Raw genomic sequence first — 16,130 nt, forward strand, 5'->3', positions numbered from 1 at the left:
ATGAGGGGAGCACTGGGATGACACCAGCTTAGCCATGGCAGACATTTCTTTACGACTATAACAAGGGATCATCTTTGATCAGCTATCATCACCATCAGTAGCTTCTTTATTCGCATCTTGCTCTGCCTCTTGTTGCTCAGACTTCTGATTTTGCAATTTTACTTGCCTTAGCTCATTTGCATCTGTTTCGGATTTTACGACGTATATAGTAATTGGTACTACTACTTCACTATGTAATTCTACGTTTACTTGGTATTCACCCAAGTTTTTGATGCTTACTCCACCAAAAGATAAACTACGGTGATCTATCACATGTCCTTCTTGTAGTAAAATTTTCGCAATTTCACGTGTTGTTACAGAACCAAAAATTTTACCATCCTCTGAAGCTTGCTTTATCAATACCACAAACTTATCATGTAGTGACAATGCAAGCTCTTTTGCTACATTTAATCTTTTTATATTCTCTTCTTCCAGTAATAAACGTTGCTCCTCTAGCTTTGTTAAATTTTCCTTGGTAGCTTTCACCGCTTTTCTTTGTGGAAAAAGAAAATTACGTGCATAACCTGGTTTAACTTTGACAACTTCACCAAGCTTACCTAAAGTCCTTATATTTTCCTTTAAAATTATCAACATAAATTACCTAAACTTTTTTAGTACAGTAAGGAATAAGAGCTAAAAAACGTGCCCTTATGATCGCTAAGCGTAACTTCCTTTGTTTTTTTGCACATACGCCTGTTAATCTTCTAGGTAATATCCTACCATAGTCAGAGGTAAACTTGGATAATAAATCTATATTCTTATAATCTATGTCTTCATCTTTAGACGCAGCAAGAGGGCAAACTTTAGAACGCCTAAAGCCAGTCCTATTATTTACAGATACGTAAGAATTATTAAAACTATTTCGTCTTTTCATCATTATGCGCTTTGCTCCTCAATTTGTTTATTCATCATATGAGATTTACCTTCAAAAATTTTATCAACCTGCACAGGAAAGTGGCGAATAACGTTCTCATTAAGTTTCATTCTACGCATAAATTCATCCAGAATGCTTGCAGTAGAACTTATGCACATTATACAATAATGACCGCTCTTCATTTTATTTTTGTGATATGCAAAATCCAAAAGACCCCAATGTTCATACTTGATTAATCCTGATGCTTCAATGTTTTTCAAAAGCATTTCCAACGCTTTGCTCGATTGAGTTGGACCGTTTATTCTAAAATCTTTCAAAATATCTTGAAAAATCTTTATTAGATGTTCTGAAATATTTCTCTTCAAAGCATTTACTGCGTTATGGATAAACGCACTTTTAGTACTGCCTCCTAGAAATTTTGTAAAATCTTGCGTTATTCCTAAATCTTTTAGGTCATCTTTCAACTCTTTATCGATTTTTGACTTCACTTCTTTCAAATTTGAAAGATCTTCTTCCAATTCAACCCATAAAATTTTTGTAAGATCTTCCAAGAAATCAGAGTAAGCAACTAGACCTTCTTTAATGTTTTCAGCACGCACTTCTAACTCTTGTGTTGTAAGCTTGTCATTTCCTTTTTTCAGAATATCCCTGATTTGCTGGAACATAACATCTGCTTTAATATTTTTCAATGAAACAGCTAGCTCTTGGATCATCTCCTCTACTTCTTGCTGTAATAATCCTTGTTGTGTTATAAAAGTAAATTCATAAAGATTCACTATATCTTCCTTTAATACCGATTAAATATTTCATTATATAAAGCTTTTTTATATAAGCAAGTTATTTGTGTTAATTTCTACGCCTTTAATCCAGCTTAAGTTAGATATTTCATACATAACTTGAGGAGCAATTGAGTACGCACCTGGTAATAAGATGCTCACTTTATGTTTTTCGAGAAGAAGTTTTAGCATTATTTTGGTTCTGCCTTCATCTTTCAATATTGCGTTTAATTCCATAGCGGCTTTTTGCGAATCCGTGCACTCAGTGGTGAGAACTAATTCTTTTATTGTAGAAGTGATTCTTTTTGTAAACTCAGATATATCTTTGCCTGCCAATCTTGTTGTATTTTCCGAAGCTTCAAGATCAATTATCACAAATGTTCCTGGTGAAAATAAATCTCTTTTTTCTTCTATTATTTCATTATTATAGAATGCTATTTCAGAAACGTTATGGGGATCAGAAAGTGTGAGGATAACAAACCTTCCACGCTCTGAAGTTCTCATACGTGCATTTAATATTACCCCAGCAGTTTTTGCTGTTCTATTTTCTCCGATAAACCCAATATTTAACTTTTCCAGAAGAGTTCTAAATTTTTCAAGCGGATGATTAGTTAAATAAAATCCTAGTGAAAATAACTCATGTTCTAATTTTTCCTCTTCATCAAAATCTTCCACATTCTCAAGTTTCGGTTTGAGGACATCAAGACTACCAAACAAAGCAGCTTGACTTGATTCTCTATCCTGTTTGTTTTTATTTGCAAAGTAAATCAGCGTGTCCATTGACTCATATAGCTGCTTTCTGTTCTTATGCACGCTATCGAATGCTCCGGATTTAATCAGGCTTTCTAGCGCTCTCTTATTTATTATATGACCTGAATTTTGAATGAATTCCCATATGTCCTTACAAGCGCTTGAACGTACGTTCACTATTCCTTCCGCTATAGAAAAACCAACATTCCTCAAGGCAGCAATACCATAACGTATGCGTTCATCCTCTATTGAGAATTCAGCTTGAGACTTGTTTATATCAGGTGAAAGAACGGTAACGCCACTAAACTTTGCTGCATGATAAAATAAATTCAGTTTATCTCTATCATCAATATTCAGATTCATTAGTGCTGTAAAAAATTCTAATGGATAATTAGCTTTAAGGTAAGCCGTTTGATAAGATATAACCGCATATGCTGCAGCATGAGATTTATTGAACCCATAACCAGCAAATTTTGCAACAAGGTCAAAAATATAACTTGCCCTGTCATAATCAACGCCATTTTTTGTTGCCCCTTGGACAAAAAGTTCACGTTGTTTATCCATCTCTTCCTTAATTTTCTTACCCATGGCACGTCTTAGCAAATCTGCTTCTGCGAGACTATATCCAGAGAGAATACGCGCTATTTCCATCACTTGTTCTTGGTAAATTATTACCCCAAATGTCTCTTTTAATACTTCCTCAAGTAACGGATGAATATAATCTGGCTTCTCAAGTCCATGCTTTCTTGCAACGTAAGTTGGAATGTTATCCATAGGTCCTGGACGATAAAGGGAAATTAAAGCGATAATATCCTCAATACAGTCCGGTTTTAGTTTAATTAAAGCTTCTCTCATTCCCGAACTTTCAAGCTGAAACACTCCAATTGAATCACCGCTTGAGAGTATCTCATAGGTTTTTTGGTCATTCAAAGGAACTGAAGAAATATCAATCTTTTTTCCATCACGATTAATTAAACGACATACATGATCTATTAGCGTTAGCGTACCAAGTCCAAGAAAATCAAATTTTATTAGCCCAGCTTTCTCCACATATTTCATGCTGTATTGAGTGATTGGCAGAGCCGAATTTGGATCGTAGTACACAGGAACAAAATTTTCCAACTTTTGATCACATATTACAATTCCAGCAGCATGAGTTGAAACGTGACGATATATTCCTTCGAGCCTTAGCGATATATCAAGAAGCTTTGCAATTACCTCATCACTATCCCGCTCTTTCTGCAGGTTTTGATCAAACTCTATCGCTTGTGATAAAGTTACAGGATTTACTGGATTAAATGGAACCATTTTAGATATTTTATCCACTTGAGAGTAAGGCATTTGCAATACTCTACCAACATCACGCAATACTGCCCTTGCTTGCAATTTTCCAAAAGTGATTATTTGAGCAACATAACCGTACTTTTTCTGAACATAATCAATAACCAGGTCCCTTTTCTCTTGGCAGAAATCGATATCAAAGTCAGGCATCGATACACGATCAGGATTCAAAAATCTTTCAAATATTAGGCCAAACTTTATTGGATCAAGGTCTGTAATCTGCAAGCCCCAAGCAACAATTGATCCAGCACCAGAGCCTCTTCCTGGACCAACTGGAATGCCATTTGCTTTGCTCCAACGAATAAAATCAGAAACTATCAAAAAGTAGCCAGCGTAGTTCATCGAAGTTATCACACTCAGTTCGTAATTCAGCCGATCGTAGTATTGTTTAAGGTCTATGTCTGTCTCATTCGCAATACGGAATTCTAATCCTGCAACTGCCTGCTCCCTCAGTTCTTCATTCTCAGTTTTATTTTCTCGACAAGGAAATTTAGGCAAAATAGGCTGCCTGCTTCTTGGCATGTAAGAGCACCGCTTAGCTATCACTAAAGTGTTATGAATTGCTTCGGGAATGTCGCTGAACAGCTCCTCCATTTCTGCCACAGACTTGAAGTAATGCTCGGTAGTTAACTTCTTTCTGTTATTCTCCAGGGCATAACTCCCCTCCGATATACACGTTAATATATCATAAGCCTCATAGTCAGACCTATTTGGAAAAAACACATCGTTCGTTGCAACTAGTGGTATATTGCGCTGATAAGCAAAGTCTATCAAAGCTTCTTCAAGCTCTAGCTCTTTATTCAACCCATGACGCTGCAATTCAACATATAAATGACCATTGAATGCTGAAAGCAGTTTTTCAACCGTTTCTTTATCTTGCCCCAACAATAGTTGAGCCAAATATCCACCGGTTAAAGCGATCAGACCCGTACTTAAATTCAATAGCTCATCAAAATCAACGTAAGGAATATCGCTGTTATTCTTGCGCTTTCTAAAAGACTCACTCACCAAAGTGACTAAATTAGTGTACCCTTGCTCATTTTTTGCAAGCAATAATATAGGTAAATTTTGTTCTGAATGTTTAACTATAATATTGCATCCTATTATTAGCTGTATTCCCCTACTTGCCGCATATTCTGCAAACTCAAGTGAACCAAATAAATTACCTGAATCAGTAATTGCAACCGCTGGCATTTTATTTCGCAAACAAAGGCCGATCAGCTCCTCAATTTTAACCGAGCTTTCAAGCAGCGAATAAACACTATGAACACGTAAGTGTATGAACATAAGAAACTTTAGATCAACAAAAAAGGATAACATTAATTTACTCATGAGAACATAATTTTCATGAGAACAAAAGCCTATAAAATTCTAAAATTAAAATACAAAAACTTACTTGACAAACTCCGCCAGCTCCCTTATCATGATAGTGAAGCTATTGTATTTGCTTTCGCCAATCTGCAGATTAAAAGGTAAGGATTACTTAATGTATCGGCGTCTTATGTTCAATTTTTTGCAGTATATAGATACTGTATGTCTTTACAAAACTTCATCTACATCTAGATTTTTATCTAAATAAGCTGAACGCGCTTATAAAGCGTTACAAGACATCAAAAAATGCCAATACTCGACAGAGATAGTAAAAGACTAGCTAACTCGGGGATTCTTTGTCTTTTTTTCTGCCTAGTAAATTTCTTAAACATTTGCAGCGTAAGTTAGTTGCAATTAAAAGCGGCTGAATCTCGCTTGTCAAGCGTTTAAAACATAAAAAACGCCAATATTTTAAAGCGGATAATAACCACGGGGCTTCTTTTGCCTTTTTTTTCATTTGGTAAATTTCTTAACGTTTGTAGCTAAAAGAGCCCAAGAGAGGTCAGTGCTCCTTTTTTTGTCATCCCAGTGCCCAAACACTGGGATCCAGGAATTTTATTAAGTTGGTGAGCATAAAAATAGCTGTTTTAGTTAAAATACAATGTTTTAATGATTATGGAAAGGCTGGATCCCAGTGTCTGGGCACTGGGATGACAAGAAAGAGGCTACTTGGATGACACCCTGACAATCGTCATCCCGCTGCTTGTTAGCGGCTAAGAGATACCGCGAATGAATCGCGGTATGACGTAGGGATTGCATTAGCTATAATTCTTTAGTTTTCACTTTTCTTTTAACCTTGCAATGATATTTTCTTTGCCGATAAAAATTAATAATTTAGCGAGCTCTGGTCCTGTTTCTGTTCCTGTTAAAGCTAAGCGCAACTGCATAAATAGGTCTTTTGCCTTTATATCTACTGTGTGCCGAATAGTTGTGACCCACTCTGATAATGTGTTTTCATTATAATCGTCTTGAGGCAATGTATTGAGCGCGATTTTTATAAGCTCCTTATCAAGAATCACAGGCTCTATATCGGATTTGCATATTTTCCACCACTTGGCCACCTCAGAAAACCTTTCTATATTGTTCTTTATAAAATACCAAAACTCTGAGGAGTCCACTCCAATTTGATTTAAACGTTCTTGTATAATTTCAAATGGCATTTGTTGCAGCACTTTGCTATTTAGCTTGTATGCTTCACTCAAGCTAAATTGCGTACATGCTGAGCTAAATTTTTTAATGTCAAATGAATCAATCAAAGATTGCATACAGGCGCAAGCTTCAATTGGATTGGATGTTCCAAGCTTCACTAAATAACTAACTAGTGCCATCGGTTCAATTTCATCTTCTTTTATAGATTTAATGTCCAGCACGCCGGTTCGCTTGGATATTTTGCTATCATCAAAATGTAGCAGAGAAAGGTGAGCAAATGTAGGGATTTTCGCTTTTAATGCTTTAATCATTTGGATTTGCACTGCGGTATTAGTTACATGATCTTCCCCGCGTACAATATGAGTTACATTAAAGTCAACATCATCAGTAACAGAAGGTAACATGTATGTGTAAATTCCATCTTCTCTTTTTACCACAGGATCGCTGATGTGACTTGTTGCAATATTTATTTCACCTTTAACTTCATCATTCCATTTAACAACTTCATTTCTATCCAACTTAAATCTAAAATGTGGTCTTCTTCCTTCTTGCTCATAACTAATTTTCTCTTGCTCAGTTAGAAGTAACGCGCTTCTGTCATATACAGGGGGAAGTCCTTGTTTTAACTGCAATTTTCGTTTAATGTCTAACTCTTCTCTTGTTTCATAGCATGCATAAATATGCCCTTCTTTTATTAACTGCAAAAACACCTCATTGTAACGCTCAAAGCGCTCTGATTGCTTGAAACTTGCATCCCAATTGATACCAATCCATTTCAAATCTTGTATGATATCATTTATATATTTGACATCTGAACGCTGAAGGTCAGTATCATCAAAACGGAGTAAAAATTTTCCATTTTGATTGCGTGTGTACATCCAACAAACCAAGGCAGTTCGTACGTTTCCTACGTGGAGGTAGCCAGTTGGGCTTGGAGCGAATCTTGTTAGCATTTAAATAGCAATATTGTTTACTCTAATTTATTTTAATTTTATATAAATATATGGCTAGAGCAAGCGAGATCTGCTAATACAATTGAGCAAGAGAAGAATAAGTATGGCTATAGCATTGTGGCACCTTTGATATTTGATGGATTAAGACCATATGATAAATTCAAGAAAATTCACAGCTTGACGACAAAGGCTAATGTAGCATTATATTGGTATCATGACTAACTTAGAAAAGATGAGAGAAAAACTGCAAGATCAAATAAATTATCATAATGTTTTGTATCACCAAAAAAATAAGCCAGAAATAAGTGATGCTGAATATGATGAACTGAAGAAAAAGTTAGCTGAAATAGAGCCAGAAATTTATGCAACACAAGATAGTGTTGGTGCTCCACCTGATGAGAGGTTTTCTAAGGTGGAACATCAAGAACCTATGCTTTCCCTTGAGAATGCTTATGATGAACAAGGTGTAGAGAAATTTTTGTCTAAAATAAAGAGGTTTTTAATTGAGGACAAAATAGAGATATTATGTGAACCAAAAATTGATGGGTTGTCGTTTTCTGCAATTTATGAGGATGGAAGATTTGTTAAAGCTGCAACTCGAGGTGATGGTTTTGTAGGGGAAGATGTCACTCACAATGTTGCAACAATAAAAGGCTTTCCTAAGTTTTTGCAAGGTGTGCAAGGAAGACTAGAAGTAAGAGGTGAAATATACATCGGTAACAGCGACTTTTTAAAGTTAAATGAAAACGATGAATTTGCCAATCCTCGAAATGCAGCTGCTGGTTCTTTAAAGCAATTGGATGCAAACATTACAGCAAGTAGACCACTTAGATATTTTGCTTATTCTTTGATTGGTGGAGCAGAGAAAAGTCAAAGTGAAATACTAAATAAGCTTGAGGCACTTGGTTTTTGCGTAAATGAGCATCAGTCCTTAACGAGTAGTTTGGATGGAATGCTGAAGTTCTATAATGAAGTCTATAACTGTCGCTATAACTTGGATTATGATATTGATGGAATAGTCTATAAAGTAAATGATTTGGTACTACAAAATCGTCTAGGGAATACTCACAAAGCACCGCGCTCAGCACTTGCATACAAGTTTTCTGCGGTTTATGCAAAAACAAAGTTAAACAAGATATTTATACAGGTGGGCAGAACAGGGGTTTTAACTCCAGTTGCAGATTTAGTGCCAGTCAATGTTGGTGGGGTGCTAGTTAGTAGAGCAAGTCTGCATAACCAAGATGAGATAAAACGTAAAGACATAAGAGAGGGAGATATTGTAACAATTAAAAGGGCAGGTGATGTAATTCCCCAGATCGTTGAAGTAAGCAGAGATTCTCGTCTTCCAAATACACCTGAATTTGTGTTTCCTGAAGTATGCCCTGAATGTGGTAGTAAAGTACGTCAGGTTGAGGGAGAGGCTGCAGTAAGATGTCCTGAGGAATTTGCCTGTAAAGCTCAAATAATAGAAAAACTAAAGCATTTTGTATCGAAAGATGCATTTGACATTGTTGGCCTTGGTGATAAGCAGATAGAGTTTTTTTACGACCTTGGTCTGATAAAACAAATTCCCGATATTTTTACTTTAGAAGAAAGATTGGATGAATTTAATCTGGAAGAACAGTCTGGTTGGGGCAAGAAATCAATAGCTCATTTATTAAATGCTATACAAAGCAGAAGGGTAATAACTCTAGATAGGTTTATATTTTCTTTAGGTATTAGATTTATTGGCCAAGTTGCAGCAGAATTGCTTGCAGATTATTATGTTTCTTATGATAATTGGTATAATTCGATGATTGAACTGTCATCAGATAATACTGAGCTAGTGGGTATAGACGGCATAGGAAAAAAAGTGGCTGAATCTTTGGAATCATTTTTTTCTAAGGAACATAACATCAAAATGTTAAATGATCTTACTGCTTGTCTTCAAATTCTTCCTGTGAGCTCCAACTCTAGTAACTCTGTTTTAAATAATAAAATTATAGTGTTTACTGGTAAGCTACTTGCTATGAGTAGAGGAGAGGCAAAAGTAAGAGCCAAAACTCTAGGAGCAAAGGTCAGCTCACATCTTTCTGCTAAAACTGACTACCTAATTGCAGGAGAAAAACCAGGATCCAAATATAAAAAGGCAGTGGAATTAGGTGTAGAAATTTTAGATGAAGACCAGTGGCATAAAGTGATAAGTTTGGGAGTGTTCAAATGACACTTGGATTGTATATTAAATCAAAGTTGCAAGACTATTTAGAGAGTAGCCAATTCTTTCCATCCAAGAATCATTTTATTGACTTGCCTCAATTTTTCAACAGAAGGCAAGTCTTCTGTGCTGAGTGGTAGGCGGACAGTTTGATGTTCTATGAGCCCAATATCATGCAAAAGTGCTTTAGTGGGTATTGGGTTGCTGGCAATAAATAACGCTTCGCAAGCCTGTTGCCAGATATCTGCCTGAGGGTTCCTGCCATTGAGGCACTTCTTAACGTATTCATGCGCTATGCGTGGCCAAACATTGGCAGCAACGGAAACCAGGCCAGCCGCACCATAAGCGGCCATATCAGATATCATATTATCATCTCCGCAAAAGACCTCAATATTTGGTGCAACTTTCTTATACTGAGTTAAAGTATCAACAGTGCCACTTGAATCTTTGATAGCCCAAAATTTTTCGTGACTGGATAAGTTGTGTACAGTTTCAGCGTGAAGACTCACTCCTGCTCTCGATGGAATATTGTAAAACATAGCCGGCACATGTGCTTTTTCAAGTAGCTTTTCAAACCATAAAGTCTGCCCCATAATTCCGGGCTTTGCATAAATGGGAGTTGTCATTAGATAGCCATGAATAGGCATACCCTTGCAAAAATCAAGCCATTCAAGAGTCTGATATAGATTCACTCCTGGTACGCCAATTATAATTTTCGTATTTAATTTTAGCTTACATACGAATTCAACTAATGTACGCTTTTCAGAATCAGTAAGCGATAGGCTCTCACCTGTGCTACCTAGCAACACTACGCCATTTTCAGCTTTAACTTGCATTGTCAGTAAACGCTGCAAACTGCTATAATCTATGCTATCCCCATTGCAATTAAAAGGAGTAACACAAGCAGTCCATAAAAATGTAGATTTCAATTTAAATTGTTAAAATGGTATTTCATCGTCGAGTAGTTCATCTTTTATATCGTTGTCAAAACTTTCGTGTTTATCTTTTTGTTCTGTTTCACCTTGTTTGTATTCACTTGGCTTGTAATCAGAATTTGGCGCACTATTTCGTGAATCCAAGAGAGTAAGAGCGCTATTAAAATTATATAGAACCACCTCTGTTGTGTATCTTTCACCACCGTTTTGGTCAGTCCATTTTCTAGTTCTCAAAGAACCTTCAACATAAACTTTACTGCCTTTGCGTGCAAAATCTTTGACGATTTTTACTAATCCTTCACTAAAAATTACGATATTATGCCACTCTGTCTTTTCAGAGCGCATACCGGAAAGTTTGTCAGTCCAACTTTCAGACGTGGCTATTGAAAAACTTGCCATTTCTTTTCCATTTTGTGTAGTCCTAATTTCAGGATCTTTTCCTAAATTACCAACTAGTATGACTTTGTTTATGGTACCACCAGACATAATTATGCTCTAAATAAATCCTTTTATTATCTTATGTGAAAATACTATTGTCAAATTTAATTAAAAGTGCGCTTGGAGGGATTCGAACCCACGGCCTTTGCCTCCGGAGGGCAACGCTCTATCCAACTGAGCTACAAGCGCATGTATATTTAAGTTATTTAATAGATAAGCCATCCAAGTCAAATTTTTGTTTTGGATAAAGCGTAAACATAATACTCCCATATCCAAAATATACATTTTGAGAATCATTCGCATGCTTTTTTATTGCTTTTTGATCTACGGTCCATACAAAAGTTACATAATTTTCAGTGACTGAGTGCACTTTTAAATCCTTGGTATTTATAAACAGTTTTCCATTTACCCATATTTTCCATGTATCGGGAGAAAGATATAAAATTGAGTCTAAACTCACTACCTTACAGTTGAAATTATCTGATACCTCCTCTTTTACAGCTCTTGAAGATCGTAAATTGAACTTTTCCATTTCATTGACCATTCTATTAACTGGCTCTTCATCAAAAAAAATGCTTTTTACGTTACTATATTGTGACAAAACGTCAAAGTCACTTTCCACTGCTTCTCTTATTATATCGTCCCGATCTGTATAGCTTAGTTTTTGATTGTTGATAAAGAAACACTCTTTTGCACGCAAATTTGCTATATCAATAAAATCGTCGATTTCTTGATTGCCAACTTTAAGAATACTTTCAAAATATCTTTTTTCTATCATCATTCCATACTGAGAATGATGACAAACCATTTCATCATTACCTTGTTTTTCTATATATACGCATAAATTTCCACTATTTAATCCTAATATTTTATGCTCAATAAAATCTTCATTGCCAATATATTGTCGGCAAGAATACTCCTTACAAATTTCTATGCTTTCTATGATATCTTCACAACTGCAATATGCATTAACATTGGAAATGAGTAGCGTAAAAATAAAAAACAGCTTTATGTTCATCACCTTATCTACTTAATATAGTATACCAATCAAAGACTATATTAGCTCTCACTATCTCTATCATATTACCATTCAAAATCTGATTCATAGTTGCAGCATCAATATTTCTCTGCTTATTTAAAATAAGAGATTTGATCATAACATAACCGGGCAGATTTGGAATAGACTGTAGAAATAAAAAAATATGCTTATCGCTGATTGAGCTTAAATTTAGGACCACTTCACTTTTTATTACTTTTGTGCGTTCACTTTTGTTGTGGAGCTCAACTTCTTCGGGTATAGAAATTGATATTTCAGGTTCTAATATATAGTACTTTTTATATAACTTGCTAAGCTCGAAATTTAAATTTGCAATGTATCTGCTACTATGTAAATTTGAAGAAGAAATTTTTTTCCATAAATCTAGGTTTTTATTTAGAACAACTTCCTTTTTTTGAATTCCAGTAATCTGTAAATTAATAGAACGTATTTTATCAATCGCAATTTGGTTTTTATTATAAATCTTTTCGTTATAGATAACAACATATGTTAATAACCCTATTAATCCAACAGATAATAACAAATACGATATAAACTGAATTGTAGCTTTTCTTTTTAATTGAGAGATAGTCATTAATCTACATTGCCTCTCCTATTTCAACATCAATAGATAGATTTTGCTCTTTAGCAGCAGGTAAGCTAGAAATATTAATGTCATAGGTACGAAAATTATCGTTTAAATTTTTTCGTAGTTTCTCGTATTGATGAGAAATATTTTTACCGGATTGAAAATTAAACTTTAAAGTTGTGGTAATATAACTTTTTGCCTCATTATAATTCCATTCAAATGATCGAAGCTCTATACCTGGTATTTTTAACTTTTCTACATACTTAACTTGTGTAAGAGGAGAGTATTCTATTTTTGATAAAATATTATTGATATTAATAAAATCATAAATTTCATCTATTTTTTTTACATTATAGCTTTGGCTAAGTTTTGTTAATTGGTTATTTAAGGTGTTCTGCTTTGCTGATAAATTATCAGCGACATTGAAATTTGAATACAAATTTAGCAAACAAAGGGTGTTTATTATAACTAAAACCAGGGCGAAGTATAGAAAAATTCGAGGAGAGTTTAAATAAAGGTAATTGAATAGATAAAATTCTTTAGTTTCCTTTGTATTAAAAATAGCTGCTAATTTATTCTTAAAGCTATGAAACAAAATTATGGTATCGCAAAAGTTATCTTTTTCACTTATAGCTAGTTCTGCTCCTAATAGTTTGCCTAACTCATATGGAGTTAATATGTTCACACTGTTCTCTGAAAAATTTATGACTGATAAACTAGCTTTAATATCTTCTGACACTATGATACAAAGGTCGATAGGGTTATTTTTTTCAAACCCAAACTTAGTTAAGGATCGAATAGTATCTTGCACTTCCTGATATATTCCACCAGCGATAATTCCTGGTAAATTATCATTAGTAAATGATGTTAAGCGCGTAAATACCATTTTATTCTCTTTAAGAACCACTTGTCTATAGCCTCCCGTTTTAGTTGCAGCAACTATAATTTTCCAATTATTAGGATCTTTATGTAGAATCTTTTTTGTTATATTACTTATTTCTATAGGAAACATTAATATTCCCTTAAAGTTGGAGCCTATCTCAATAAACACATTCAACCAATATTCTACTAAATGCTTTGCTTTTGATGAAACAAGAAGATAGCACCAGTTTTGATTGAATTTGTTTGGCTTCTCAACCAAAAAAACTGAACTTATGTCATTATTACGAGAAAAATGCTCCATCTTTGTTTTTGCTGATAGATAGGCACTAATCTTGTTTGCCCTTGTAATAAACTGTAGCGAGTAATTTTGATCTGCATGATTAAGCACCAGGTATAAAGGTGCTTTTTTATCTGACGAAAGACATGAAATTAAATCGGAAACTGCTTTATCGTTTTTGCCCTTAACAAAATACCTTTTATTTAAAGTATTATTTTTAAAATATAGTAACATTATGCCTTCTTCTCCAATAGAAAGCATAAACTTACTTTTGGATTTTGAACTAAACATATTAACAAAGCATATACTTATCTAGAATTAAAAAGGCAATTTATTGAAATTCATTAAACGTTAGAGGGAAATATTGTTATAAATTTTCGCAGCAACATTATTTATATTATAATTTTTTTTATAAAATTACCACTAATATTAAGTTATTTAGATAACAAATTAAGAAAATTCATTAAGACGAATTTGTTGTTTTTCAAATTGTAGGTAAACCTAAGCCACTTTAGCTATATCTGCCGATTGACTTTAATTAATAAGAGTTATTAATCTATTTACTATTCTTGTAATATTATTTCTAATGGTAAAGAAATATATATTTTTCTGGAACAGTTGTTATTTCAGATACAGAATTTATTGTAAGTAAACTAACCATTTGCTGAAGAGCGCTCATCTTCTGTGGTACTTGATGATGGAGCAACTAATTTGCTCAAAATCTCATCTTTTGGTCCCATAGCGTAAATGACACCATCTGACATGAGGATCACCTTATCAACTACGGACAATAACGGTAGCTTGTGAGTGATGATAACAGTAGTAGTATTTTGTTTTCTTGCAATGCCAATTGCATTAATTAAGCATGCCTCTCCATTGCTATCTAAGTTAGCGTTTGGTTCATCAAGTACTAAAAGTTTTGTGTGACCATAAAAAGCTCTGGCAAGTCCAAGAAGCTGTTTTTGGCCGCCAGAGAGCGTTACTCCTCCAGGACCTCCTATTGTTGTATCATATCCATTTGGTAAGCTTAGTATTAGTTCATGTATTCCTGCAATTTTTGCTGCTTTGATTATTTCTTCAGGATTTGGATCTGGCCTCATGCGAGCAATATTAGCTTTGACACTAGTGTTAAATAACTCAATATCCTGAGGTAAGTAGCCAACATAATTACCAAAATTTTCTCGATTCCAAGTATATACATCAGCGCCATCTAGTCTGACTACACCAGATATTGGCTTCCATACACCAACAGTTAATTTTGCGATAGTGGATTTACCAGAAGCACTTGCACCAATAACACCAACTACACCTCCAGGATCTATAATGAATGATATTCCTTTTACTGTCGGCTTATTGCTTCCATAAGGAGTAAAAAATACTCTATAAAATTCCAATTTTCCTTCAGGTTCTGGTAGAGCCATCGTTTGCTCTCTTTTTGGCGATGTTAATATAAGTCTTTGTAGCCTTCCATATGACATTCTAGCCTGATTTAAAAACTTCCAAGTATGAACCGCAGCATCAAATGGTGCTAATACTCTACCCATTAAAATTGAAGCAGCGATGATGCTACCGGCAGTCTTATGAGCTGTGATTGCAAGTAATGCACCTGTTCCAATCACTGATATTTGCAGAGTTGAGCGCAAAAATTTAGTGATTCCAGTAATTACATTAGAGCGATTTTGTGCTTTAATTTGCATTGCTCGGTTCTGATCATTTCGTTTACACCAATCAGAGACTATGAATTCTGACATGCCCATAGCTTCAACCACTTCTGCATTTCTTGTTGCAACATCTATAGCATTGATATTCCGTATAGTTTCTTCGTTGGTTTCTTGTAATATTCGTTTAGTGGCAAGTTCATTCCATATTGCCATAGAGACTAATATAATAATTCCAGTAATAGCTATAAACCCCGTGGAGGTATGTATCATGAAAATCACAACAAGGTAAATTAACGACCATGGAGTATCAAACAGTGAGAATATACCATTTCCTGTAATGAAATTTTTTATCACTCCGAGATCTCGTATTGCTTCACCACTTGAAGTTGAGCTCTGCACTGACGTTAGCCTGATTGACCTTACTATCAGATCTGGTGTTGCAGTTTTATCGATCCAATCACCTATTTTTGCCATGGCTAAATATCGACAAGTTTCAAGCATTGCAGAACATGCAAATGCAGATAAAGTGATAATTGTCAGCATAGTTAGTGTTGATACACTTTCGCTCGATATCACCCGATCAAGCACTTGAGAGGTATAAAGTGGTAGGAATAACATTAATAAATTGATTCCCGCACTAAACCAAAAGATAAACCAAAATGCACTTTTGCATTTTTCTAGGCAAACATATAGAGTACTTTGCTTCAATTCTTTTTTTATTGATGGCGTAATTTCCACAATCTTCCTCTTAATTTGATTACATGCACCATATACAATTTTTATTACAAAAATATTAATAACGGTAGTTAGCTTACTTTAAGTGAGTAAAATATTAATATATGTGAATAGGAAATATAAACAATGG

General features: G+C 34.6%; 12 protein-coding genes and 1 tRNA gene. 1 reads left to right on the forward strand and 12 read right to left on the reverse strand.

The window, feature by feature from the left end:
* Positions 1-78 precede the first annotated feature (78 nt).
* The 5 genes from rplI to gltX all read right to left on the reverse strand — a co-directional run bounded on the left by rplI (position 79) and on the right by gltX (position 7,253).
* Positions 79-633: a 50S ribosomal protein L9 gene (rplI, locus tag NL281_RS01060; RefSeq protein WP_006279792.1), complete on the reverse strand. Its 555-nt coding sequence runs from the start codon at positions 631-633 to the stop codon at positions 79-81.
* Between the two features lie 7 nt (positions 634-640).
* On the reverse strand, positions 641-916 hold the full coding sequence (rpsR, locus tag NL281_RS01065; RefSeq protein ID WP_007548890.1) for a 30S ribosomal protein S18: 276 nt from the start codon (positions 914-916) through the stop codon (positions 641-643).
* Complete coding sequence (locus tag NL281_RS01070; RefSeq protein WP_253303428.1) at positions 916-1,689, reverse strand: 30S ribosomal protein S6; 774 nt, start codon at positions 1,687-1,689, stop codon at positions 916-918. Before NL281_RS01070 ends, rpsR begins: the two co-directional genes overlap by 1 nt.
* Before the next feature lie 48 nt (positions 1,690-1,737).
* Complete coding sequence (gene dnaE / locus NL281_RS01075; RefSeq protein ID WP_253303699.1) at positions 1,738-5,067, reverse strand: DNA polymerase III subunit alpha; 3,330 nt, start codon at positions 5,065-5,067, stop codon at positions 1,738-1,740.
* An 863-nt stretch (positions 5,068-5,930) separates the two neighbouring features.
* On the reverse strand, positions 5,931-7,253 hold the full coding sequence (gltX, locus tag NL281_RS01080; protein ID WP_253303429.1) for a glutamate--tRNA ligase: 1,323 nt from the start codon (positions 7,251-7,253) through the stop codon (positions 5,931-5,933).
* A 214-nt stretch (positions 7,254-7,467) separates the two neighbouring features.
* On the opposite strand from gltX, the gene ligA reads away from it, so the two are divergent.
* On the forward strand, positions 7,468-9,456 hold the full coding sequence (ligA, locus tag NL281_RS01085; RefSeq protein WP_253303430.1) for an NAD-dependent DNA ligase LigA: 1,989 nt from the start codon (positions 7,468-7,470) through the stop codon (positions 9,454-9,456).
* 38 nt (positions 9,457-9,494) lie between these two features.
* On the opposite strand, the gene dapA is transcribed toward ligA, so the two are convergent.
* The 7 genes from dapA to NL281_RS01120 all read right to left on the reverse strand — a co-directional run bounded on the left by dapA (position 9,495) and on the right by NL281_RS01120 (position 16,003).
* The gene (dapA, locus tag NL281_RS01090; RefSeq protein WP_253303431.1) at positions 9,495-10,376 is read right to left on the reverse strand and encodes a 4-hydroxy-tetrahydrodipicolinate synthase; all 882 of its coding nucleotides are present in this window, start codon (positions 10,374-10,376) and stop codon (positions 9,495-9,497) included.
* A 9-nt stretch (positions 10,377-10,385) separates the two neighbouring features.
* Positions 10,386-10,868, reverse strand: coding sequence for a single-stranded DNA-binding protein (ssb, locus tag NL281_RS01095; RefSeq protein WP_010082448.1), 483 nt, complete (start codon positions 10,866-10,868; stop codon positions 10,386-10,388).
* A gap of 67 nt (positions 10,869-10,935) precedes the next feature.
* Positions 10,936-11,009: transfer RNA gene (locus tag NL281_RS01100), tRNA-Arg, on the reverse strand.
* 13 nt (positions 11,010-11,022) lie between these two features.
* Complete coding sequence (locus NL281_RS01105) at positions 11,023-11,838, reverse strand: hypothetical protein (protein ID WP_065094808.1); 816 nt, start codon at positions 11,836-11,838, stop codon at positions 11,023-11,025.
* A 4-nt stretch (positions 11,839-11,842) separates the two neighbouring features.
* Positions 11,843-12,451, reverse strand: coding sequence for a hypothetical protein (locus NL281_RS01110; RefSeq protein WP_065094800.1), 609 nt, complete (start codon positions 12,449-12,451; stop codon positions 11,843-11,845).
* Between the two features lie 4 nt (positions 12,452-12,455).
* Complete coding sequence (locus NL281_RS01115) at positions 12,456-13,895, reverse strand: hypothetical protein (RefSeq protein WP_253303432.1); 1,440 nt, start codon at positions 13,893-13,895, stop codon at positions 12,456-12,458.
* Between the two features lie 362 nt (positions 13,896-14,257).
* Complete coding sequence (locus NL281_RS01120; protein ID WP_253303433.1) at positions 14,258-16,003, reverse strand: type I secretion system permease/ATPase; 1,746 nt, start codon at positions 16,001-16,003, stop codon at positions 14,258-14,260.
* Positions 16,004-16,130 lie beyond the last annotated feature (127 nt).

This window comes from Wolbachia endosymbiont of Phyllotreta cruciferae (assembly GCF_918697765.1).
GTDB lineage: Bacteria > Pseudomonadota > Alphaproteobacteria > Rickettsiales > Anaplasmataceae > Wolbachia > Wolbachia pipientis.

What these genes read in the sequence shown, in the direction of transcription:
- ssb (WP_010082448.1), bottom strand. Translation starts at nt 10,868, where the DNA reads ATGTCTGGTGGTACCATAAACAAAGTCATACTAGTTGGTAATTTAGGA.
- dnaE (WP_253303699.1), bottom strand. Translation starts at nt 5,067, where the DNA reads ATGTTCATACACTTACGTGTTCATAGTGTTTATTCGCTGCTTGAAAGC.
- NL281_RS01105 (WP_065094808.1), bottom strand. Translation starts at nt 11,838, where the DNA reads ATGAACATAAAGCTGTTTTTTATTTTTACGCTACTCATTTCCAATGTT.
- NL281_RS01115 (WP_253303432.1), bottom strand. Translation starts at nt 13,895, where the DNA reads ATGTTTAGTTCAAAATCCAAAAGTAAGTTTATGCTTTCTATTGGAGAA.
- rplI (WP_006279792.1), bottom strand. Translation starts at nt 633, where the DNA reads ATGTTGATAATTTTAAAGGAAAATATAAGGACTTTAGGTAAGCTTGGT.
- rpsR (WP_007548890.1), bottom strand. Translation starts at nt 916, where the DNA reads ATGATGAAAAGACGAAATAGTTTTAATAATTCTTACGTATCTGTAAAT.
- NL281_RS01110 (WP_065094800.1), bottom strand. Translation starts at nt 12,451, where the DNA reads ATGACTATCTCTCAATTAAAAAGAAAAGCTACAATTCAGTTTATATCG.
- ligA (WP_253303430.1), top strand. Translation starts at nt 7,468, where the DNA reads ATGACTAACTTAGAAAAGATGAGAGAAAAACTGCAAGATCAAATAAAT.
- gltX (WP_253303429.1), bottom strand. Translation starts at nt 7,253, where the DNA reads ATGCTAACAAGATTCGCTCCAAGCCCAACTGGCTACCTCCACGTAGGA.